The sequence below is a fragment of the Shinella sp. WSJ-2 genome (genome assembly GCF_003432075.1).
Lineage (GTDB): Bacteria > Pseudomonadota > Alphaproteobacteria > Rhizobiales > Rhizobiaceae > Shinella.
In genome coordinates, this window is sequence record NZ_QWBU01000013.1 from 37192 (window position 1) to 58382 (window position 21191).

The window sequence follows — 21191 nt, forward strand, 5'->3', positions numbered from 1 at the left end:
CGGCGGACTTCCTGGCGCCGCCTTCTAGAACCGAAACCCTGGAACCGCGAGCGGGTTGTCTTCCAGGGCCGCCCGATCTGGCCGGTCGATCTTCGGCGTGCCGGTAAATGCGTCGAAGAGGTCGCGCACGAAGGCTTCCGGCAGGTCTTTGGTGATGAGCACGAGCCGCGTGCGGCGGTCGGACGCATCCGGCCAGGCGGCAAGCCGCTCCGGCGGGTGGAACACGCTCTGCACGCCGTGCAGCACCACCGGCCGTTCAGGATTGGTCGAGAGCTGCACGATGCCCTTCATGCGCAGAAGCTTGTCGCCATGGGCGGAGCGCAGAAGATCGACGAACAGGTCGAGCGCCATCGGGTCAATGGGCCGGTCGTGCACGATGCTGAAGGAGCGGATCGTCGCATCGTGGCGCGTCACGTCATGGGCGTGCTGGTGGCCGTGATCATGGTGATGATCGTGCCCGTGGTGGTGGTGATCATGTCCGTGGTCATGGTCGTGATGATGGTGATGGTGATGGTGATGGCCGGCGTGGCCATGGGCCTCGTCATGCAGCCAGCGGCGGACGTCGGCGATCTTGCTGCCGGGATCGTAGAGCCCGTTGGCCAGCAGGTCGGGACCGACGAGACCGGGTGTATCGACATCCGACACGAAAGCCCGCGGATTGAGCGCGGCGATTTCGCGCTTCACCGCCTCCAGCGTCACAGCGTCCGCAAGCGTCGTCTTGCTGATCAGCACGCGATCGGCAACGGCGACCTGCTTGACCGCTTCGGGATGGTTGGCCAGCGTCGAGAGGCCGTTTGCCGCATCGACGACGGTGATGACGCCATCGAGGCTGAAGGAATGGGCAAGCACGGGATTGCCCATCACCGCCTGCAGCACGGGGGCGGGATCGGCAAGGCCGGTCGTCTCGATCACCACGCGCTTCAGCGGCTGGATCTTGCCGCTCTGCATGCGGTCCATCAGGTCGGCGAGCGTATCGACCAGCTCGCCGCGGATGGTGCAGCACAGGCAGCCGTCCGAAAGCTCGATGATGCCGTCGCCGGACTGCTCGACGAGCAAATGGTCGATGCCGACTTCACCGAACTCGTTGATGATGACAGCCGTATCGGTCAGCGTCGGGTCCTTCAGCAGACGATTAAGCAAGGTCGTCTTGCCTGCGCCCAGAAAGCCTGTGAGCACGGAAACCGGCACACGCCGCTCGGGAAGGGTCATGTCTTCTCCAATCAGAAGGCCGGCCGGGGAATTGGGATCGGGATGTTGACGGCATCGCCCATATCGCGGGAGGCGACTTCGTCACCACCGGCGGGCGTAGCGGTGTCCCCGCCCATCAGGCCGGCGAACACAAGCTTCAGGGGCCGATTCAATTCGTGGATATAGGGCGAAGCGAGCTTCTGGCGGCCTGCCTCGTCGCGACCTTCGCTGCGCACCTTGGCGGCGTGCTTGGAGCAGATCTCCTGCGAGAGATCAGCGACGATATTGCGTGTCTCGCCATAGGGGCGCAATTGCCCGAGTGTCGGCACCTTGCCGGCCCGCATCGTCAGCCCCTTCTCCAGCATGCCCGCCGAAATGTCGGCGCGGGCGCCAAGGCTTTCGGAGCCTAGCACGACGGACACGACAGAGCGGCCGTTGCGCGTGGCAGACGAGACCTGATTGAAGCCGGAGGCGCAGATGAAGCCCGTCTTCATCCCGTCTGCGCCGTCGAAGCGGCCGATGAGTTTGTTGTAATTGGGATATTGCTTCTTGCCGGTCGTGAAGCCTTCCAGCGCGAAATAGGAGGAATATTGCGGGAATTCACGCTTCAATGTCACGGCGAGAACGGCAAGGTCCCGCGCCGTCGTGTACTGGCCCTTGCCGGGCAGGCCATGCGGATTGATGAAATGCGATGAGCTCATGCCGATGCGGGCGGCCTCGGCATTCATGCGGTCGACGAAGCCCTGCTCGGAACCGCCGATCGATTCGGCGATGGCGACGGCCACGTCGTTGGCTGATTTGACAAGGATGATCTTCAGTGCGCTGTCGAGCGTCATCTTCTGGCCGGGCTTGAAATACATCTTGCTCGGCGGCTCGGCGGCGGCGTTCTTCGTCATGATGACGGGGCTCTCCAGCGACATCTCGCCCGCCTTGATGGCGCGGAAGACCGTATAGGCCGTCATCAGCTTGGTGAGCGAGGCGGGATACCAGCGCTGGAAGGCATCCTCGTGTTCGATGACCTGCAGCGTGTTGACATCCACCAGCATGCGCGGATTGGCATCTGCAACATTTGCCAGCGAGGCTGTAAGCAACAGGGCGGCGCTCACAAGCGCAGCAACCCGGCGCACCGGTCGTCCGTTCGTCTGCAAAGGTCTGTCCTCGAAATCGGGAGTTGTCTCGAACCGTCGCCCTATTTAACCTATATGGCACCGTGATGGCAAAGCCATCGGAGCGAGATGGCCAATTTTCCGGCCGAACATGACAGGAAACCCGCATGCCCGTTCTCAATCGCGCCGCCGAAATGCAGGATGAAATCGCCGAATGGCGCCGCCAGATCCACCGGGAGCCGGAATTGCTCTTCGCCGTGGAAAAGACGGCCGCCTTCGTGGCGGAGAAGCTGAAGGAATTCGGCGTCGACGAAATCGTGTCCGGCATCGGCCGCACCGGCGTCGTCGGCATCATCCGCGGCAAGGGTGAAGGACGGACCATCGGCCTGCGCGCCGACATGGATGCGCTGCCGATCGACGAGACGAGCGGCAAGCCGTGGTCCTCGACCGTCAAGGGCAAGATGCATGCCTGCGGCCATGATGGCCACACCGCCATGCTGCTCGGTGCGGCGAAATATCTTGCCGAAACGCGCAATTTTTCCGGCTCCGTCGCGGTCATCTTCCAGCCGGCCGAAGAAGGCGGCGGCGGCGGCAACGAGATGGTCAAGGACGGTATGATGGAGCGCTTCGGCATTGCCGAAGTCTATGGCATGCACAATCTGCCCGGCATGCCGGTCGGCTCATTCGGGACGCGCCCCGGTCCGATCATGGCGGCGACGGATGAGTTCAACATCACGGTGAAAGGGCGTGGCGGCCACGCCGCCTTGCCACAGAAGACCATAGACCCGATCGTCATCGGCTCCTATGTCGTCACGGCCCTTCAGACCATCGTCTCGCGCGTCGCCGATCCCATCGCCTCGCTGGTCGTCTCCGTCACCAAGTTCAATGCCGGCTTCGCGCACAATGTCATCCCGGAGACCGCGCAGCTTGCCGGCACGGTGCGCACGCTGAGCCCCGACATGCGCGAGGAGGCCGAGGCCCGCATCCGCCAGATCTGCGGCGGTCTGGCCGCCGCCCACGGTGCGGAGATCACCGTCACCTATCACCGCAACTATCCTGTCACCGTGAACCATGCGGACGAGACCGGCCATGCCGTTTCCGTCGCGCAGGATATTGCCGGCGTCGCCGCGGTCGATCCGTCGCTCAACCCGATGATGGGTGGCGAGGATTTCTCCTACATGCTGCTTGCGCGCCCCGGCGCCTTCATCTTCCTCGGCAACGGCGATACGGCGGGCCTGCATCACCCGGCCTACGACTTCAACGACGACGCCATCCCGCATGGCGTGAGCTACTGGGTCAAGCTCGCTGAAAGCCGGCTGGCCGCCTGACGAAAAAGCGCCCGGCTGCAGGGACAGACAGCCGGGCAAGTCGGGGGGAGGTTCGGTAGGGCGTCGCGATCTTACTCGCAGACGCGGACCCTCTTGATGATCAGGTTGCCCCACTTGTCGTAGTGCTTCACCTTCTTCCAGAAGCAGTCGTAGCCATAATCGTCATCGTAGAAGGTGACCTGGGAGTGGCCCCAGCCGTGGCCGTGATAACCATGGCCCCAGCCATGACCACCGCCAAAATCGAAGCCGATGGAAAGGCCGCCGGCCTGCGAGGGTGCGGCGAAGGAAAGCGCTGCGACAGTGGCGACGACAGCAGAAAGCATGATCTTGCGCATAGACATTCTCCTTGTGGGTTTATGGGTGGAGCCATCTCCATCCGATGAGCCGAATGTCTCATGTCCCGGGCTTTCGCGCTGTTCCCGATGGAACCCGCCGCGCGCCGGCCCGAAAATCGCTTGGCTTCAAGCCAGAGCTTTTGTATGGGTGCACACAGTGGTCCCGTAGCTCAGCAGGATAGAGCACCAGATTCCTAATCTGGGGGTCCCGCGTTCGAATCGCGGCGGGATCACCATTCCAGCGAAGGAGACTTTTAAGGCTTTCCGCATACAACTGACGTCTCATGCATGGCGGAGGTTGCGGGATTGCCCAAGACGTTTTTGGTCGGAAGGAGCGTGGGACTAAATGTCTACCTTCTGGCGCTTACCCTTGCCTGCCTGTTGCCCATTCTCGCGATCTCCGGCTTTGCCATGTGGCGGGCGGGAGAAGCCTATCGCGAGACGGCGACGACCCGGCTATCCGACACGGCAGCAACGCTCGCCCGCGCTATCGAGGCTGATATCGAGGGACGGTTTACGGCGCTCACGACCTTCGCGACGTTGCGGACCTTCTCCGGCGATATGGTTTTGACGACGCTGACATCCAGCCGCTTCAAGGGCATTGGACTGGACGGGCAGGTTACCCTCGTCGCTTTCGATGCAGATACGCCCGTCGGCAAGGTCGATCGGCGGATTGCCATGGTCGCGCGCGAGGCAGCAAATAAGCAGGCTCCAGCACTTTCCAACCTCTATCTGGGACGGAAGCGGGCGGATTTTCGGATCGATCTCGCCTTGCCGTTACCCGCGGAAGGTCCGCACATTCGGGCGCTTGTGCTCTCGGTAGCGCCCGAGCAGCTTATCCGTGCCTTGCAGCAGAAAAATGAGGCCTTGAGCGGCATTCTCGTCGCCGTCACCGATGGCAATGGGCGGATTATCGCGCGATCCCGTGACGCGGAACGTACCATTGGTCTGCGGGCACCAGACTGGCACAAGCTCGAGGCACGCAATGCACGCAGCGGCTGGTTCGAAGCGGTGACGACGGAGAAAACGAAGACTATCCTCGCCTTCGAAAAACTGGACGGCACGCCCGGCTGGGCGCTGGTGGTGGGCGAGCCGACCGCTGTCTTCAACGCGCGCTGGAAGGACCCGGTGATTGGGCTCGCCTTCGGTGCGCTGATTGCGCTCGGGCTTGCGACTGTCGCGGCCATGTGGATCGGGCGGCTGATCCTTCGGCCCGTCGAAGCACTGGCCGTGCATAGTGCTGCCGTCGCGTCGGACCATCCGGCGGATGCGCTGCCACCCATCCCGAAATCGCTGGTGCGGGAATTCGAAACGCTGCGGGTCAGCGTGGAGGCCGCCGAAGCAGCGCGACGCAACAACGAGCGGCGGCTGGAAACGGTGGCCCAGGCGGGCGCGCTTGCACTCTGGCATTGGTCGGCGCGCGGGGATCTCAGCTGGGTCGAGGGCTGGTCGGTGCTGACGGGCACTTTGGAGAGCGATGCGCTCGGAATGGGCTGGCTCGACCACGTGCATCCAGAGGATCGCTTACGACTGGTCGAGACACTGGAAGAGATGCGCGAGGCCGGCCGCATGGTCGATGTGGAGTTTCGACTCCGCGTCGTCGGCGGGCGCTGGCTCTGGGTACGCAAGCGCGGTGGGCCGGTGCACGATGACAACGGTGCCGTCCTGCAATGGGCAGGTGTGATCGAAGACATCGATGCGCGCAAGCAGAGCGAAACCCATGTGGCGCATCTTGCCCATCATGACGCACTGACCGATCTCGCCAACCGCGTGATGCTGCGCCAGCGGCTGGAAGATGCCATTACCGATACGCTGAACGGCAAGCGGCGCGCGCTGCTCTATCTGGATCTCGACCGGTTCAAGCAGGTTAACGATACCTTGGGCCACGCCGCGGGCGACACGCTGCTCTGCGTGGTCGCGGATCGACTGCGGGCCTGCGTTGCAGAGCAGGGGCTTGTCGCGCGGCTTGGCGGCGACGAATTTGCGGTCCTGCAGGATGGTGCGGATCGGGAAGAGAAGAGCCTTGCACTCGCCGAGCGGATCATCGAGATCGTGAGCGCGCCCTATCTGATCGACGGATTTTCCGCTGTCGTGGGGGTCAGCGTCGGCATAACCTTTATCGCCGACTGTTCCAGCGATGCGAATGCGTGCCTGAAGCGTGCCGATCAAGCGCTCTACTGGGCAAAGCAGTCCGGCCGTGGCCGGGCGATCATCTACGAGCAGGAGGAAAACCTGGCGCAGCTGACCTCTTTTGCCGGCCTGGCGACGACGCGGCTTCAGGCCTGATCGGCCAGCATCAGACGTCTTCCTTCTCGCGCTCCGGCGTGATGACGCGCGGCTTGGCACGCACCGAGGGGATCATCGACGGCTTGCTGACAACCTTCTTTGGCGGTGGTGCTTTCATGCCGAGCATGCTCTTGATGCGATCGGACACCAGCGGGCGGAAACGGCTGGCGCGGAAGGGCATGTCCACGGCGCCGTAGCCTTCCGGGCCATCGTCATTGCCGCGGTGGAGTTCCATCAGCTTGATGCCGTAAAAATCGCCATCGACATAGTGGCGGTAGTGGCCGGCCCAGCGGACCGTGTAAATTTGGCCCTTGCGGATGCCCTGGTCGATGGAGACGTTCTTGAAGCGGTCGTTGATGCAAACGACCTTCTGGCCGACATGGAATGTAGGCATGCGGTTGTCCCCCTATCGCCTGCGTAAAGACCGGAAAGCCGTTCGAGCTCAGCCGGTCTTGCGGCAGTTGATGCCCGGCGCGTTCTCGCCCTTGGTCAGATCGTAGAGCGTCGCCTCGTCGCCCTTGGTCCACCATTCATAGCGGCCGCCGGCATATTTGGCGCCAGAGGCGGCCATGACATTGGCGGCGATCAGCGTTTCCTCACCGATCTTCAGCACGGCGAGCGCATTGGCGCCGGCATTGATGTATTCGGCGACGACGCGCTGATCGGCGTCACACTGGTAGCTGATCGTCTCGCGCGCCACGCTCTGCTCCGGTCCGGGCAGGCGGATGACGATATCGGTGCTGTTCTTCAGGCCGGAAAGGCGGATGGCGGGCGCACCTTCCTTGCCGGTGAGGTGCAGGATCCCGTTTTCGAGCTTCCACGAGGTGACGGTGCCGAGCGCGTCAAAGAACTTCTGTTCCTGGTCCATGATGGCGGGGGCACACATTTTCCGCGTCGCGGCGGCGGGGGCGAAGGCGATGGTGCCGTTCTGCACCTTCAGCTTGCCGCGATAGGTGTTGCAGCCGCCGTTGCCGCCGTAGGAGCCGTCTGGCTTGATTTCCAGCGTCGTCTGCAGATCGTCGATGACGCCGTTGCCGCCGATATCCTCGGCAAGCCAGGCGCCGCCGAGGCCGCCGGGGACCGGCTCGTCGGCATAGGCCGGAGCTGCTGCCGCAAGCACGAGGCAGGCGAGGGTCCAAACTCTCAGGCGTCGATGCACAGATTTCTCCAATCGCGTCGGGCGTAAAGGCACTTTGCGGGGACGTTATGGCTGTCCGGGCGAAAAGGTCAAGCGGCGGGTTCCACAAGACCGGAACTGCGGCGGTTTTCCGCCGCGCCGATCGGCCATTACTGGCTTGTTGCGGGCGTCTTTCGCCTGTAGAGCCAAGGGCAGAACACAGAAAAGTGCGGAAACCATCATGGCTCTCGATGCGCGGCAGACGCGCCGCATCACCGTTTTAGGCTCGACAGGCTCTATCGGCACCAGCACGCTTGACGTGGTGCGCCAGCTTGGCGGGCGCGACCGCTATGAGGTCGTGGCGCTGACCGGCAACGGCAATATCGAGCTCTTGGCCGCCCAGGCGAAAGACTGCGGCGCGAAGCTGGTGGTTACGGCGGATGAGAGCCGCTACGGCGCATTGAAGGATGCGCTCGCCGGCAGCGGCATCGAGGCGGCGGCGGGTCGCGCTGCTCTCATGGAGGCGGCCTCCGGCGATGCGGACTGGGTGATGGCGGCGATCGTCGGCACGGCCGGCCTTGCGCCAACGCTGGCCGCGGCGAAGAAGGGCGCGGATATCGCGCTTGCCAACAAGGAATGCTTGGTCTCGGCCGGCGATCTCTTCGTTCAGGCGGTTGCCGAAGGCGGCGGGCGGCTCATTCCCGTTGACAGCGAGCACAGCGCGATCTTCCAGGCGCTGGAGGACGACCAGCGCCATGCCGTCGAGCGCATCGTGCTGACGGCCTCGGGCGGCCCGTTCCGCACCTGGAGCCGCGAGCAGATGGCAGGCGTGACGGCGGATATCGCGCGTGCCCATCCCAACTGGTCGATGGGCCTGAAAATTTCGATCGGCAGCGCCTCGATGTTCAACAAGGCGCTGGAAATGATCGAGGCGAAGCATCTCTTTGACGTCCGGCCGGACCAGATCGAGGTGGTGGTGCATCCGCAGTCGATCATTCATTCCATGGTCGGCTATGTCGACGGGTCGGTGCTGGCGCAGCTCGGCGCGCCCGATATGCGCACGGCGATCGGCTATGCCCTGACCTATCCGACCCGCTCACCGCTCAATGTCGACCGGTTGGATTTTGCCAAGCTCTCTAGACTCGATTTCGAGGCGCCGGACGAGGCGCGTTTCCCGGCACTTCGGCTTGCTCGCACCGCATTGGAACGCGGTGGTCTTCAGGGCGCGATCATGAATGCGGCGGAAGAGGTGGCCTTCCATGCCTTCGTCGGCGGACGCATCGGTTTCCTGTCGATGGCTGATATTGCCGAGCAGGTAATGGACGGACTCACCCATCTGCCGCCGGCATCCTCAATGGACGATGTCTTCGCCGCAGACGAAGAAGCCCGACGGGTGGCCGCCGGGCTCATCTGAGCAATCAGGTCATTCGCTTTATCAGGCGACGGCGCGGGCCAGCGCACAGCGCGACCATAGCGAATGCAGCGCGCCGACGAGATGCTCGATATCGGCATCGGTGTGCAGCGGCGTCGGCGTGATGCGCAGGCGCTCGGTCTTGCGCGGCACGGTCGGGTAGTTGATCGGCTGGACATAGATGCCGAAATTGTCGAGCAGCAGGTCCGAGATCCATTTGCATTTCGAGGCGTCACCGACCATGACCGGCACGATATGGCTCGGATTCGGCATGTGCGGAATTCCGTTGCGGTGGAGGGCGGCGCGCAGCTTGCGCACGCGCTCCTGATGGGCGAAGCGCTCGATCTGGCTGTCCTTGAGATGACGGATCGAGGCGAGCGCGCCGGCGGCAAGTGCCGGCGGGAGCGAGGTCGTGAAGATGAAGCCCGAGGCGAAAGACCGGACGAAATCGCAGAGCGCCGTGGAGGCTGCGATATAGCCGCCCATCACGCCGAAGGCCTTGGCGAGCGTGCCCTCGATGACTGTCAGGCGGTGCATCAGGCCTTCGCGTTCGGCAATGCCGCCGCCGCGCGGACCGTACATGCCGACGGCATGGACTTCGTCGAGATAGGTCATCGCGCCGTATTTGTCGGCGAGGTCGCAGATATCCTTGATGGGGGCGATATCGCCGTCCATCGAATAGACCGATTCGAAGGCGATCAGCTTCGGCGCCTTCGGGTCGGCGGCGGCGAGCTTGGTTTCGAGGTCTCGGAGGTCGTTGTGCTTCCAGATCACGCGCTCGCACTTGGAGTGGCGAATGCCCTCGATCATCGAAGCGTGATTGCCGGCATCCGAAAAACAGATGAGGCCGGGGATCTTCGAACAGAGCGTGCCAAGCGCCGCCCAGTTGGACACGTAGCCGGAGGTGAAGAGCAGGGCGGATTCCTTGCCGTGCAGGTCGGCCAGTTCCTGCTCAAGCAGGACATGGTAGTGGTTGGTGCCGGAAATGTTGCGGGTGCCACCGGCACCGGCGCCACACTGGTCGATGGCGAGCTTCATCGCCTCGGTCACCTTGGGGTTCTGGCCCATGCCGAGATAATCGTTGGAACACCAGACGGTGACGTCCTTCGGGCCTTCGGCCGTGTAACGGGTCGCCTTGGGGAAGTTCCCCTTCTGGCGCTCCAGATCGGCGAACACGCGATAGCGGCCTTCCTGATGCAGGCCATCCAGCTCGTTCTTGAAGAAAGTCTCGAAGTCCATCCAGAGTCTCCTGTCCGGCGAAAACCCGGACATCATCGTCGTTGGCGGTCGTTCAATCGGCTACACCCGAGGCCGTTTCGCTGCAACGACATCCGCTGCGGCAAATCGGCGCCACCTTTGAACCGTTCCAATGTATGTTAGGGGCCCAAAGGCCATTTCCTGTTGATGCATGTCAAGTCTGCACGAAAAAAGGACGGTCTCAACCGCCCTTTTAATCGAACCAGTTTCAGGTTTTTGGTGGAAATCAGGCGGCCGCGACCGCGCGCTTGGCCATGACTTTCACGAGGTTTGCTCGGTACTCGGCGCTGCCGTGGAGATCAGAGAGCAGATCGGAAGCATCGACATCGACGCCTGCGGCCGAATCCACCGACCAATTGGCGGCAAGCGCCGCTTCAAGGCCGGCATGACGGAAGACGCCGTTCGAACCGGCACCCGTCACTGCCACCCGCACGGTGCCATCCCCCGTCTTCGCGACGAAAACGCCGGCCATGGCGTAACGAGAGGCCGGGTTGGGGAACTTCGAATAACCTGCCTTGGCCGGCGCGTCGAAGGTGACGGCGACGACGATCTCGCCAGCTTCGAGCGCGGTTTCGAATAGGCCGGTGAAGAACTCCTCGGCGGGGATTTCCCTTATATTCGTGATGATCGTCGCGCCCAGCGCCAGCATGGCGGAGGGATAGTCGGCCGCCGGGTCGTTGTTGGCGATGGAGCCGCCGATCGTGCCCATATGGCGGACATGCGGGTCGCCGATATGGGCGGCGAGGTGAGAGATCGCCCGGCAGACTACCTTCAGTTCGGTGGAGGTGGAGACCTCGTAATGCGTGGTGGCCGCGCCGATGCGCACGCGACTGCCGTTGACGGAGATGCCTTTCATTTCGGCGATGTGCCTGAGATCCACGAGATCCGAAGGCGCGGCGAGCCGCTGCTTCATGGTCGGGATCAGCGTCATGCCGCCGGAGACGTATTTCGCCTCGTCGGAGGCGGACTGCAGCCTGACGGCGTCGGCGACCGAGGCGGCGCGGTGATAGTTCGTTGCGTACATGGCGTCCTCCCGTCAGTTTGCTGCTGCCCGTGCCGCCGCCCAGACCTTCTGGGGCGTTGCCGGCATGTCGAGGTCGTTGTTGCTGATGGCGTCGGTGATGGCGTTCATCAGCGCCGGCGGCGAGCCGATGGCGCCCGCCTCGCCGCAGCCCTTGATGCCAAGCGGATTGTTCGGGCAGGGTGTGATCTGATGCGAGACCTGGAAGGACGGCAGGTCGTCGGCGCGCGGCATGGTGTAGTCCATGTAGCTTGCTGTCAGCAGCTGCCCGGTTTCCGGGTCGTAATGCACGCCTTCCAGCAGTGCCTGGCCGATGCCTTGCGCGATGCCGCCATGCACTTGGCCCTCGACGATCATCGGGTTGATGATGTTGCCGAAGTCGTCGGCGGCGACGAATTGGATGATCTTCGTTTTCCCGGTGTCCGGATCGACCTCAACCTCAGCGATGTAGCAGCCGGCCGGGAAGGTGAAGTTGGCCGGATCGTAGAAGGCGCCTTCCTTGAGGCCCGGCTCCATGCCGGATGGCAGGTTGTGGGCGGTATAGGCGGCGAGTGCCATCTGGAACCAAGGGACCGATTTGTCGGTGCCGGCGACTTTCAACGCGCCGTTCTCGATGACGATGTCGCTCTCGTCGGCCTCCATCAGATGGGCGGCGATCTTTTTGGCTTTCGCCTCCACTTTGTCGAGCGCCTTGACGACGGCGGACATGCCGACGGCGCCGGAGCGCGAGCCGTAGGTGCCCATGCCCATCTGCACCTTGTCGGTATCGCCGTGCACGATGGAGACGCTGTCGAGCGGCACGCCGAAGCGGTCGGCGACGAGCTGGGCAAAGGTCGTCTCATGGCCCTGGCCGTGGCTGTGCGAGCCGGTCAGCACCTCGACGGTGCCGACGGCATTGACGCGCACCTCCGCCGATTCCCAGAGGCCCACACCGGCGCCGAGCGAGCCGACCGCCGCCGACGGCGCGATGCCGCAGGCCTCGATGTAACAGCTCATGCCGATGCCGCGCTTCATGCCGCGGCTTGCCGCTTCCGCCTTGCGGGCCGGGAAACCGGCCCAGTCGGCGGCCTGCATCGCCGCTTCCAGCGAGGCTTCATAATCGCCGGCATCATAGTTCATGATGACGGGCGTCTGGTGCGGGAAGCTGCGGATGAAGTTGATGCGGCGCAGCTCCGCCGGTGAGACGCCGAGCTCACGTGCCGCCGTCTCCATGGTGCGTTCGAGCAGATAGGTTGCTTCCGGCCGGCCGGCGCCGCGATAGGCATCGACGGCGACCGTGTTGGTATAGACGGCGCGCACATTGGCGTGGATGGCCGGGAAGTTATACTGGCCGGAGAGCAGCGTCGCATAGAGATAGGTCGGCACGGCCGAGGAGAACAGCGACATATAGGCGCCGAAATTGGCGATCGTATCGACCTTCAGCGCCGTGACGCGGTTGTTGGCGTCGAAGGCCATTTTCACGGTCGAGACGTGGTCGCGGCCATGGGCATCCGTCAGGAAGGCTTCTGTGCGGTCGCTGGTCCACTTCACCGGCACACCGGTGCGTTTGGAGGCCCAGAGGCAGACGATCTCCTCCGGGTAGATATAGATCTTCGAGCCGAAGCCGCCGCCGACATCCGGCGCGATGACGCGCAGCTTGTTTTCAGGTGCTACATTGTAGAAGGCGCTCATGACGAGGCGCGCGACATGCGGGTTCTGGCTCGTCGTGTAGCAGGTGTAGTGGTCCTCGGCGGAATCGTAGATGCCGAGCGCTGCGCGCGGCTCCATCGGGTTCGGCGCAAGCCGGTTGTTGACGATCTTCATTTCCGTGACATGGGCGGCGGACGCGATGGCCGCATCGACGGCGGAACCGTCGCCGATCTCCCAGTCGTAGATCAGGTTGCCGGGCGCTTCCGGATGCAGCTGCGGCTGGCCGGCCTCGAGTGCCTTTACCGCATCGGTGACGGCGGGCAGCACGTCATATTCGACGACGACGGCTTCAGCGGCGTCGCGCGCCTCGCCCATCGTATCGGCGACCACGACGGCGACGGCATCGCCGACATAGCGCACCGTATCATGGGCAATCGGCCGCCAGGCGCCCATCTTCATCGGCGAGCCGTCCTTGGAATGGATCATCCAGCCGCAGATCAGGTTGCCGATGCCGTCGTCAAGCATCTGTTTGCCGTTGAGCACGCCGATGACGCCGGGCATGTCCTCGGCCGCCGACGTGTCGATGCTCCTGATCTTCGCATGCGCGTGCGGCGAGCGCACGAATGCGGCGTAGCGCATGCCGGGCACGGACATGTCGTCCGTATATTTGCCCTGGCCCATGAGAAACCGCTTGTCTTCCTTTCGCGCAACGCGCGCGCCGATGCCTTCGACACCCATTTTCATCTCCTCCAGAGATATCGATCGCGTGACATGCTGAAGGCGGTCAGCCGGGCGAGCGTAAAATAATCGCAGCCGCTGGCAGGACCGCCGTCGGCGTTATTCCGCAGCCTGACGTTCTGCCGCGCCCATTTCCTCGGCGGCGGCAAGGATGGCTTTGACGATATTATGGTAGCCGGTGCATCGACAGATATTGCCTTCCAGGTTTTCCCGGACGGTCTGCTCGTCGAGTTTGGCGCCATAGCGGTTGATCATGTCGACGGCTGTCATCACCATGCCGGGCGTACAGAAGCCGCATTGCAGGCCGTGATGGGCCTTGAAGGCCGCCTGCACCGGATGCAGTTCGCCGTTCGCGGCAAGGCCCTCGATGGTGAGGATGTCGGCGCCAGCGGCTTGGGCCGCGAGGATGGAACAGCTTTTCACGGCCTTGCCGTCCATATGCACGACACAGGCGCCGCACTGGGACGTATCGCAGCCGACATGGGTTCCGGTGAGGCTGAGGGTGTCGCGCAGGAAGTGCACGAGAAGGGTGCGGTCTTCGCACTCCTTGCTCACCTTCCGGCCGTTGACGGTCATTGCCACTTTCGCCATTCGTTCCTCCCTGGCGGTTGCAGAGCCGCTGGGCCGATCGATCCGAGTGTGCATGCAGCGGGCGTCGTCGCGACGCGGGCGTGGGATCAAACGAAACCAGCATTCAATTCGCGTGCATTTCATTACGGCGAGATGTCGCGCGGGGTTCTCCTCCCGTCGGCGCGGCACCAACAATCATATCATTTGACTTTTTGCGGCGGGGATCAACCGGTACTTTCAGGGTAAATCGAAATTTCTCGTGACCGGATGTGTTTGATGGGTCAAACAAACGAAACGGAAACGCTGTTTATTCGCACAACAAAAAAATAGTTTAGTCCCATGGACTTCCCGGATTCCGGCTATATTTTGAACTTCGGACAGACCTGACCGTGCAAGACGGCGGCGTGTGTTGCGTAACGTAAGAAGGGGATAGTGCGGATCCGAAAACGGGGCGCATCTCAACTTTGGAGAACATCTTCATGAAGAAAGTCATTGCGCTCGTCCTGGTCGGTCTGGCCGTCGCCAGCTGCACGCAGACGGAAAAGGGTGCAGGCATCGGCGCCGTCTCCGGCGCGATCATCGGTGGCGCGATCACCGGTGACGTCCGCGGCGCTGCCGTGGGTGCTGCCATCGGTGGTGTTTCTGGCGCTGTGATCGGCTCCGTCGCCGAACAGCCCGGCCAGTGCTACTACCGCGACCGCTACGGCCGTCGCTATATCGACCGCTGCCCGTCGGGTTACTGATACCCGTAAGCTGCAACTCTTGAGAAGCCCCGGATCGTCTCCGGGGCTTTTGCCTATGCGCGTCGGGATAAAATGCCCTTCGGTGCTTCAAATCCTCTCCGTCACCGTGTAAAACCGCCGTTAACATTACGGAAAACCTAACGCGTTAGGGTCTTTTCCTGCCTGAAAGCTCTGGATGAACCAGGGCGCCTGAAGTCTGTGACGGAAAGCTGCCGGTCCGCCGTAAGCCCCGCACCTTACGGAGAAAGGCGACGGATAGCTGCGGATGCGGGATAAAGTGAACCGGCCGGAAAAGAGTTTTGCGTTTCTGAAAGCTGGCACCGCGCTCGCGGTGGCTGCCGCGTTGGCTGTCGCCCCCCTTTCCGCGTCCTCTGCCTTCGCCTTTGAAATCTTCGGCATGAAGTTCTTCGAGAGCGAGGAAGATACGGCCGAGGTCATAGATCCCGTCAATTATACGCTGACGCTCAATCCCGGCACGGACGACGGCGAACTCAAGGACGCGATCGAGAATACCGCGCTGCTGAAGCAGGACGAAGGCAAGCCGGTCTCGGGCGATCTCGGCCTCGTCATCAAGGCGCGCGACGACCGCGACCGCATCCTCGCTGCTCTGTATGAAAAGGCCCGTTACGGCGGCGTGGTAAAGGTAACGGTCGATGGACAGGACCTCGATCAGCTGCCGCCCAATCCGGAATTTCCTGATCGCGGCGCCATTCCCGTTACGATAACCGTCGAGCCCGGCCCGGTCTTCACCTTTGGTGATATTGTCTTTTCCGGCGATGCCGAGGGACGCAATGCGGCCGACTATGGTCTCGTGCCCGGCGCTCGCGCGGATTCCACCATTATCCTGAAGGCCGGCGAGAAAATGGTCGTCGATCTCAAGGCTGAAGGCCGGCCGCTCGCCAAGCTTACCGAGCGGAACGCGACGGCTGACCACAAGACGCAGACAGTCGATGTGGTGATCGCTGCCGAAGGCGGGCCGGTCGCGCCTGTCGGTGAGGTCGGTGTGACCGGCACCAAGACGGTCGATGCGGATTTCGTGCAGCGCTATTCGCGCATCAATGCCGGCCAGCCCTATTCGCCGGAAGCGCTCAACAAGGCAGCCGAACGGCTGCGCACGCTCGGCGTCTTCTCCAGCGTCACAATCCGCGAGGCTGACAAGCTGGCGCCGGACGGATCGCTGCCGATGACCATCGAGGTCTCGGAAGGCAAACATCGGTATTTCGGCGTCGGTGCGCAGGTGTCGAACACGGATGGTCTCGGCCTTCAGGGCTATTGGGGCCATCGCAATCTGTTCGGTCAGGCTGAGTCCCTGCGCATCGAAGGTTCGGTCAGCCGCATCGGCCAGTCCGCGCTCGGCGACATGGATTATTCGACCGCCATCCTGTTTTCCAAGCCCGGCGCGTTTGGCCCGGCCTCGACCTTCAATGCGAGCCTCAAGGCCTCAATCGTCGATCCCGATGCTTACAAGGCGTTCACCACGACGGCCGCGGCCGGCGTCAGCGTGGAACTGTCCGACCAGGATACGGTGAGCGCCGGCGGCGAGGTAATGTGGAGCGATGTCGAGGACGCCTTCGGCAAGAACAAATATCTGACGGCTGCAATCCCGATCGAATATGTCCGCGACACGCGCGACGACAAGCTGAACCCGACCGAAGGCTACCGCGCGCTGATCAACGCCAAGCCTAGCTACGAATTCAACCGCGGCACGGTCTTCTCCAGCTTCGAGGGCGCCATTACCGGCTATCAGGCACTGGGCGAGGAGAAGCGTTTTGTGCTTGCCGGCAAGTTAGCGGCCGGCACAATCATCGGCGGCAACGAGCTCTCCGATATCCCCGCGACGCGTCGCTTCTTCCTCGGCGGCGGCGGAACGGTGCGCGGCTATGGCTATCAGGAAATCTCGCCTCGGAACGGCAAGGGCAAGCTCCTCGGCGGCCGGTCCTATGTTTCGGCTTCTGCCGAAGCCCGCATCGGGATTACGGAGACGATCGGCCTTGTACCATTCCTCGACGTCGGCACGGTCTCGACCGATGAAGTGCCTGACTTCAAGGATATACGGGCGGGCGCCGGTATCGGCCTGCGCTATGCCACGCCCTTCGGGCCGCTTCGCCTCGACGTGGCGGTGCCGCTCAAGAAATATGATGGCGGCACCTCTTTCGGGGTCTATGCCGGCATTGGCCAGTCGTTCTGACGGCCGCCCGAATTTCTGTCTAGACTCTTGATCGGCCGGGCGATTCGGATTCAAGACGGACATGAGCGATTCTTTGCGCTCCCCGCACGCGAAATGGATGAAGCATGAACAGGCTGTCCCGAATTCTCCGCGCAACGCTCCGTTATCTCGGTTACGGCATCGTCATCCTTCTGCTTGTTCTTGTCGGGCTTGTCGGTTTTGTCGGCTTTACCGATGCGGGCGCGCGTTTTGCCGTCGCCTATGTGGAGAAGATTGCCGAGGCGAGCGGGCAGGTCGTTTCAATCAGCGAACCCTCGGGCCTGCTCACCGGGCGGCTGCGGGCGAAGACCATCACCGTCGGCGATGCCAAGGGCACCTACGCGGAGCTCAAGGACCTGTCGGTCGACTGGTCGCCGCTGAGCCTGCTTGGCTTCCGTTTCGATGCGCAGCGCATTTCCGCCTCGTCCATCTCCCTGCTGCGCCTGCCGGAACCCAAGGCGGATGCCGAAAAATCCGATGCGCCCTTCACGCTGCCGGTCGAGGTGCATGTCGGCGCCTTGCAGGTGCCGGAGCTTTTCGTTTCGGGCACGGTTGCTGGCCGTGACCAGCGTATCGTTCTCTCGGGCAGCGGCGATGCGACGGCCGAAAGCGTCGCGGTCAAACTCTCGGCCTCGGAAAAGGCGCGGCCTGACGCGCGCGTCGTGGCCGATATCGTGTTCAATCCTGCCGACAACCAGCTCCGTCTTGAGGCCGACGTCGCCGAGCCGAAGGGCGGCATTCTCGCCGCGCTGCTCAAGCTGCCGAACGATCCCGCCGTGGCGATCCGCCTGACGGGCGATGGTCCGCTTTCGCAGTGGAAGGGCCGCCTCTCGGCTGCGCTCGACGGCACGGAAATGCTGCATATTGACGGGCGGCACGATCTGGCGACGAACGGGCTGCACACGCTTTCGCTGGCCGGTGGCGGCACGTTCGACGCGCTGATGCCGCCGCAGCTTCGCCCGCTGTTTGCGGGCGAAACCGGCATCGACGTGGTCGCCGCCTTCGACGGCACCGATATGCTGCGCATCGAGAAGGGTTCGATCTCGACGGGGGCGATGACGCTTGCCGCATCGGGGACGGTCAGCGCCAAGGGCGCAAATGATCTCGACGTCAAATTGTCCGGCCGCGACAGGCCGATTGATTTCCGCTGGCCGCTCGCCGAGGGCGATGCCCGCTTGCTGATCGCCGGTGCCGATGTGTCACTCAAGGGTGAGGCTGATAGTGCGGCTCTGAACGCAAATATCTCGGTCGTCTCGGCCGAACTCCCGGCCGGGCGTGTCGAGAACATCCGCCTCACTGCCAAAAGCGATGCCTTCAACGTCGCAAGCCAGTCCGGCCGCATCGATGCTACGGTCGAGACCGGCATGACGGCCTTTGCCAATCCCGATCTCGACCGCACCGTGAAGGGGCCGGCCAAAATCGTGGCGACGCTCAATGTCTCGCCGACCGAGATCGCCTTCGATCCGGCAACGCTGGAAAGCGCCAGCATCGGCGGCACGCTTTCCGGCCGCTATGGGCTGGAAAGCCGCGAAGCTGACGTCAATTTCCGCCTCTTCGCGCTGCCCGCCGTGCTGCCGCCGGCGCTGACCGGCAAGATCGACACAACGATCGCCATGGAGGGACGCGTCCAGCTGGCGAGCGATGGCGCGATCGAGCTCTCCGGCCTCAACGTCAAATCCGGCACGCTGGAGACGGCAGGCACCGTCTCGCTCGGCAAGGGCAATCTGCAGGCAGCATTGAGCGGCAAGGTTCTGGCCCTTGGCAAGCTGCTGGCCGACGCCAAGGGCGAGGCGGCCTTCGATCTTTCCGCGACCGGCCCTATCGACGGGCTCGACGTTTCGGCCACGGTGACATCGAGCGGTGCGACGCTGTCGGGCCGCACGCTGAGTGACCTCGTGGTGACGCTGAAAGGCAAAGCCGTTGCTGACAGCCCCTCCGGCGAGTTGACTGCGACCGGTGCGCTCGATGGTCAGGCGATCAATGTTCGCTCCAGCATCACCTCGGAAGGTGGGCGCATTTCCGTACCGGTGTTGGAAGCGGAGATCGGGCCGAACACGCTGAAGGGCTCGCTGGCGCTGGCGCAGAATTTCATGCCCGACGGTACGATCCGCTTCGATTTCCCTGATCTCGGGCTGCTCGCCGCGATGGCCGGCCAGAAGGCGGCCGGCGATCTCGCGGGGCAGGTGGAAATCGCCACAAGCAAGGGCAAGACTTCGGCGACGGTCCAGGCGTCCGGCTCGGCGATCAGCCGTGATGCGGTCAGCATCACCAAACCGGCGGTTGATCTCGACATCGCCGACCTTGCGACCGCCGCGATTTCAGGCACGGTGCGCGCCGAGCGCGTCGCTTCGGGCGAGAACCGGTTGGAGGCGCTGACGCTCGATTTCTCCCGCGCGGGGCAGGCCACCAATTTCGACCTCTCGGGCCGCCTCGATGGCGCGCCTCTCATCACCAAGGGCAAGGTGCTCCAGCGCGACGGCGGGCTGGATGTCGCGCTGGATGCGTTCGAGGCGGCGCCCCGGCGCATTCCGCTGAAACTTGCCAAGGCGACGAAGATCGGCGTGACGAACGGCGTGGCGACGCTGGATGGTCTCACCATTCAGGCGGGGCGCGGCACGGTCGCCGTCTCCGGCAAGGCGGGCGAAAATCTCGATCTATCGGTGCGCCTGAATGCGCTGCCCGCCGCCCTCGTCAACAATTTCGCGGCGGGCCTCGATGCGGATGGCACGATCAGCGGCACGGTGACGGTCAAAGGCAGGGCGGCCGCACCGGTGGTCAACTATGCGCTCGACTGGGGCGGCGCGGTGACGAGCCAGACGCGCAGCGCCGGTATCGGCGCGCTCACCATCAACGCTAAGGGTGTTTTCGCCAACAACCAGGTGACGCTTGACACGGCTTTGTCAGGCGGTGGCGGCCTATCCTTCCGTGGCGGCGGCAAGGTCAGTATCGGGGGCACCACGCCGCTTGGCCTAAAATTCACCGGCTCGGTGCCGTTCAGCATGCTGCAAAGCCAGCTTTCCGCCCAAGGGTTCGTGCTGACGGGCAATGCCAATGTGGACGTGACGATCGGCGGCACGGCGGCCGCGCCCTCGGTGACCGGCAGCATCACGGCAAGCGGTGCCCGCCTGGTCGATGTGCGCCGTAATCTCGCCGTCGAGAACCTGATGATCCGCGTGAATATGAACGGCAAGCAGGCTGTTATCGAGACCGTGTCCGGCAAGCTGACGAGCGGCGGCCAGCTTTCGGCGAAGGGCAGCGTCGGCATCGATCCGGCGAGCGGTTTCCCGGTCGATGTGGCGATCAAGCTCGGCGACATTGTCTATGTCGACGGAACGCTGGTAACGGCGAATGTCGCCGGCGACCTGACGCTCAAGGGGCCGGTGGCGAACCTCGCGCTCGGCGGCAAGGTGCACATCAACAAGGCAAGCGTCGTCATTCCGCAGAAGCTGCCTGCCTCGCTGTCCGAAATCTCCATCAAGCATCGCAACGCGCCCGCCGACGTCAAGCGGATGACGGCGGATGTCAATCGCGCGCAGGGTGGCGACGGCGCTGCGCGTGGCATTGCGCTCGATTTGACGATTGAGGCGCCCGGCCAGCTCTTCGTGCGCGGCCGCGGTATCAATGCTGAACTGAGCGGCAGCCTGAAGGTGACGGGCACGTCCTCGTCGCCGATCGTTTCCGGCGGTTTTGAACTGGAGCGTGGGCGCATGGAAATCCTGACGCGCCGGCTCGATTTCACCTCCGCCCATATCGGCTTTGCCGGCGGCCTGGTGCCGACGGTCAATCTCGTTGCAGGAAGCTCCGCCGGTACCACGGAAATCACCGTCACGGTCGCCGGCCTCGCCAGCAATCCGACTGTCACCTTTGCTTCTTCGCCCTCGCTGCCGCAGGATGAAATCCTGGCGCAGTTGATCTTTAACCGCTCGATGTCGAACCTGTCGGCGGTGCAGATCGCCCAGCTTGCCTCCGCAGCCAGCCAGCTGGCGGGTGGCAAGTCAACGGGCCTGCTCGACAGCCTGCGCAGCAAGCTTGGCGTCGACGACCTCGACATCACCACGGATGCCGAGGGGCGCGCGGCGGTCTCGGCGGGCAAATATCTCAACGAGCGGACCTACATCGAGCTGAAGCAGGACCCCGAGACGAACGGCGCCAAGGCTGTCATCAACCTCGATGTCGGCCGCGGCCTGAAACTGCGCGGCGAAGCGGGCAGCGGCGGAAGCGCTGGTGCGGGCATCTTCTACGAAAAGGAATATTGA

The 21191-nt window shown here is 63.5% G+C and carries 15 protein-coding genes and 1 tRNA gene; 7 read left to right on the forward strand and 9 right to left on the reverse strand.

Annotated elements, in window-relative coordinates:
- Positions 1–24: 24 nt before the first annotated feature.
- Positions 25–1209, reverse strand: a complete 1185-nt coding sequence (locus tag D0Y60_RS21105; RefSeq protein ID WP_117371925.1) for a GTP-binding protein — start codon at positions 1207–1209, stop codon at positions 25–27.
- Between the two features lie 11 nt (positions 1210–1220).
- Positions 1221–2294: a D-alanyl-D-alanine carboxypeptidase family protein gene (locus D0Y60_RS21110; protein ID WP_245409262.1), complete on the reverse strand. Its 1074-nt coding sequence runs from the start codon at positions 2292–2294 to the stop codon at positions 1221–1223.
- 167 nt (positions 2295–2461) lie between these two features.
- On the opposite strand from D0Y60_RS21110, the gene D0Y60_RS21115 reads away from it, so the two are divergent.
- Entirely contained in the window at positions 2462–3622 is a 1161-nt protein-coding gene (locus D0Y60_RS21115) for a M20 aminoacylase family protein (protein WP_117371926.1), read from the forward strand.
- A gap of 71 nt (positions 3623–3693) precedes the next feature.
- On the opposite strand, the gene D0Y60_RS21120 is transcribed toward D0Y60_RS21115, so the two are convergent.
- A complete protein-coding gene (locus D0Y60_RS21120) occupies positions 3694–3957 on the reverse strand; it encodes a hypothetical protein (RefSeq protein ID WP_117371927.1) in 264 nt (87 codons plus the stop codon).
- A gap of 159 nt (positions 3958–4116) precedes the next feature.
- Here D0Y60_RS21120 and D0Y60_RS21125 point away from each other — a divergent pair.
- Both D0Y60_RS21125 and D0Y60_RS21130 read left to right on the forward strand, forming a co-directional pair.
- A tRNA-Arg gene (locus tag D0Y60_RS21125) sits at positions 4117–4193 on the forward strand.
- 100 nt (positions 4194–4293) lie between these two features.
- Positions 4294–6243, forward strand: coding sequence for a diguanylate cyclase (locus tag D0Y60_RS21130; protein ID WP_158565532.1), 1950 nt, complete (start codon positions 4294–4296; stop codon positions 6241–6243).
- 10 nt (positions 6244–6253) lie between these two features.
- Here D0Y60_RS21130 and D0Y60_RS21135 read toward each other — a convergent pair whose 3' ends face one another.
- Together D0Y60_RS21135 and D0Y60_RS25135 are read right to left on the reverse strand one after the other, a co-directional pair.
- Positions 6254–6637 (reverse strand): CAP-Gly domain protein, encoded by a 384-nt coding sequence (locus D0Y60_RS21135; protein ID WP_245409259.1) that lies wholly within the window; start codon positions 6635–6637, stop codon positions 6254–6256.
- 48 nt (positions 6638–6685) lie between these two features.
- Positions 6686–7402 (reverse strand): META domain-containing protein, encoded by a 717-nt coding sequence (locus tag D0Y60_RS25135; RefSeq protein ID WP_158565533.1) that lies wholly within the window; start codon positions 7400–7402, stop codon positions 6686–6688.
- A 199-nt stretch (positions 7403–7601) separates the two neighbouring features.
- Here D0Y60_RS25135 and dxr point away from each other — a divergent pair, with 199 nt between their 5' ends.
- Complete coding sequence (dxr, locus tag D0Y60_RS21145) at positions 7602–8774, forward strand: 1-deoxy-D-xylulose-5-phosphate reductoisomerase (protein WP_117371930.1); 1173 nt, start codon at positions 7602–7604, stop codon at positions 8772–8774.
- Positions 8775–8795: 21 nt separating this feature from the next.
- Here dxr and hemA read toward each other — a convergent pair whose 3' ends face one another.
- The 4 genes from hemA to D0Y60_RS21165 all read right to left on the reverse strand — a co-directional run bounded on the left by hemA (position 8796) and on the right by D0Y60_RS21165 (position 14007).
- The gene (gene hemA, locus D0Y60_RS21150; protein WP_117371931.1) at positions 8796–10010 is read right to left on the reverse strand and encodes a 5-aminolevulinate synthase; all 1215 of its coding nucleotides are present in this window, start codon (positions 10008–10010) and stop codon (positions 8796–8798) included.
- A 244-nt stretch (positions 10011–10254) separates the two neighbouring features.
- Positions 10255–11052 carry a xanthine dehydrogenase family protein subunit M gene (locus D0Y60_RS21155; RefSeq protein ID WP_117371932.1) on the reverse strand — a complete coding sequence of 266 codons (798 nt, stop codon included), beginning with the start codon at positions 11050–11052 and terminating at the stop codon, positions 10255–10257.
- Positions 11053–11064: 12 nt separating this feature from the next.
- Complete coding sequence (locus tag D0Y60_RS21160; RefSeq protein ID WP_117371933.1) at positions 11065–13416, reverse strand: xanthine dehydrogenase family protein molybdopterin-binding subunit; 2352 nt, start codon at positions 13414–13416, stop codon at positions 11065–11067.
- 99 nt (positions 13417–13515) lie between these two features.
- Positions 13516–14007, reverse strand: coding sequence for a (2Fe-2S)-binding protein (locus D0Y60_RS21165; RefSeq protein ID WP_117371934.1), 492 nt, complete (start codon positions 14005–14007; stop codon positions 13516–13518).
- A 458-nt stretch (positions 14008–14465) separates the two neighbouring features.
- Between D0Y60_RS21165 and D0Y60_RS21170 the strand changes: the two genes are divergently transcribed.
- The 3 genes from D0Y60_RS21170 to D0Y60_RS21180 all read left to right on the forward strand — a co-directional run bounded on the left by D0Y60_RS21170 (position 14466) and on the right by D0Y60_RS21180 (position 21191).
- Positions 14466–14729, forward strand: coding sequence for a YMGG-like glycine zipper-containing protein (locus tag D0Y60_RS21170; protein ID WP_117371935.1), 264 nt, complete (start codon positions 14466–14468; stop codon positions 14727–14729).
- A 265-nt stretch (positions 14730–14994) separates the two neighbouring features.
- Entirely contained in the window at positions 14995–16917 is a 1923-nt protein-coding gene (locus D0Y60_RS21175) for an autotransporter assembly complex family protein (RefSeq protein ID WP_117371936.1), read from the forward strand.
- Positions 16918–17021: 104 nt separating this feature from the next.
- Positions 17022–21191, forward strand: coding sequence for a translocation/assembly module TamB domain-containing protein (locus D0Y60_RS21180; protein WP_117371937.1), 4170 nt, complete (start codon positions 17022–17024; stop codon positions 21189–21191).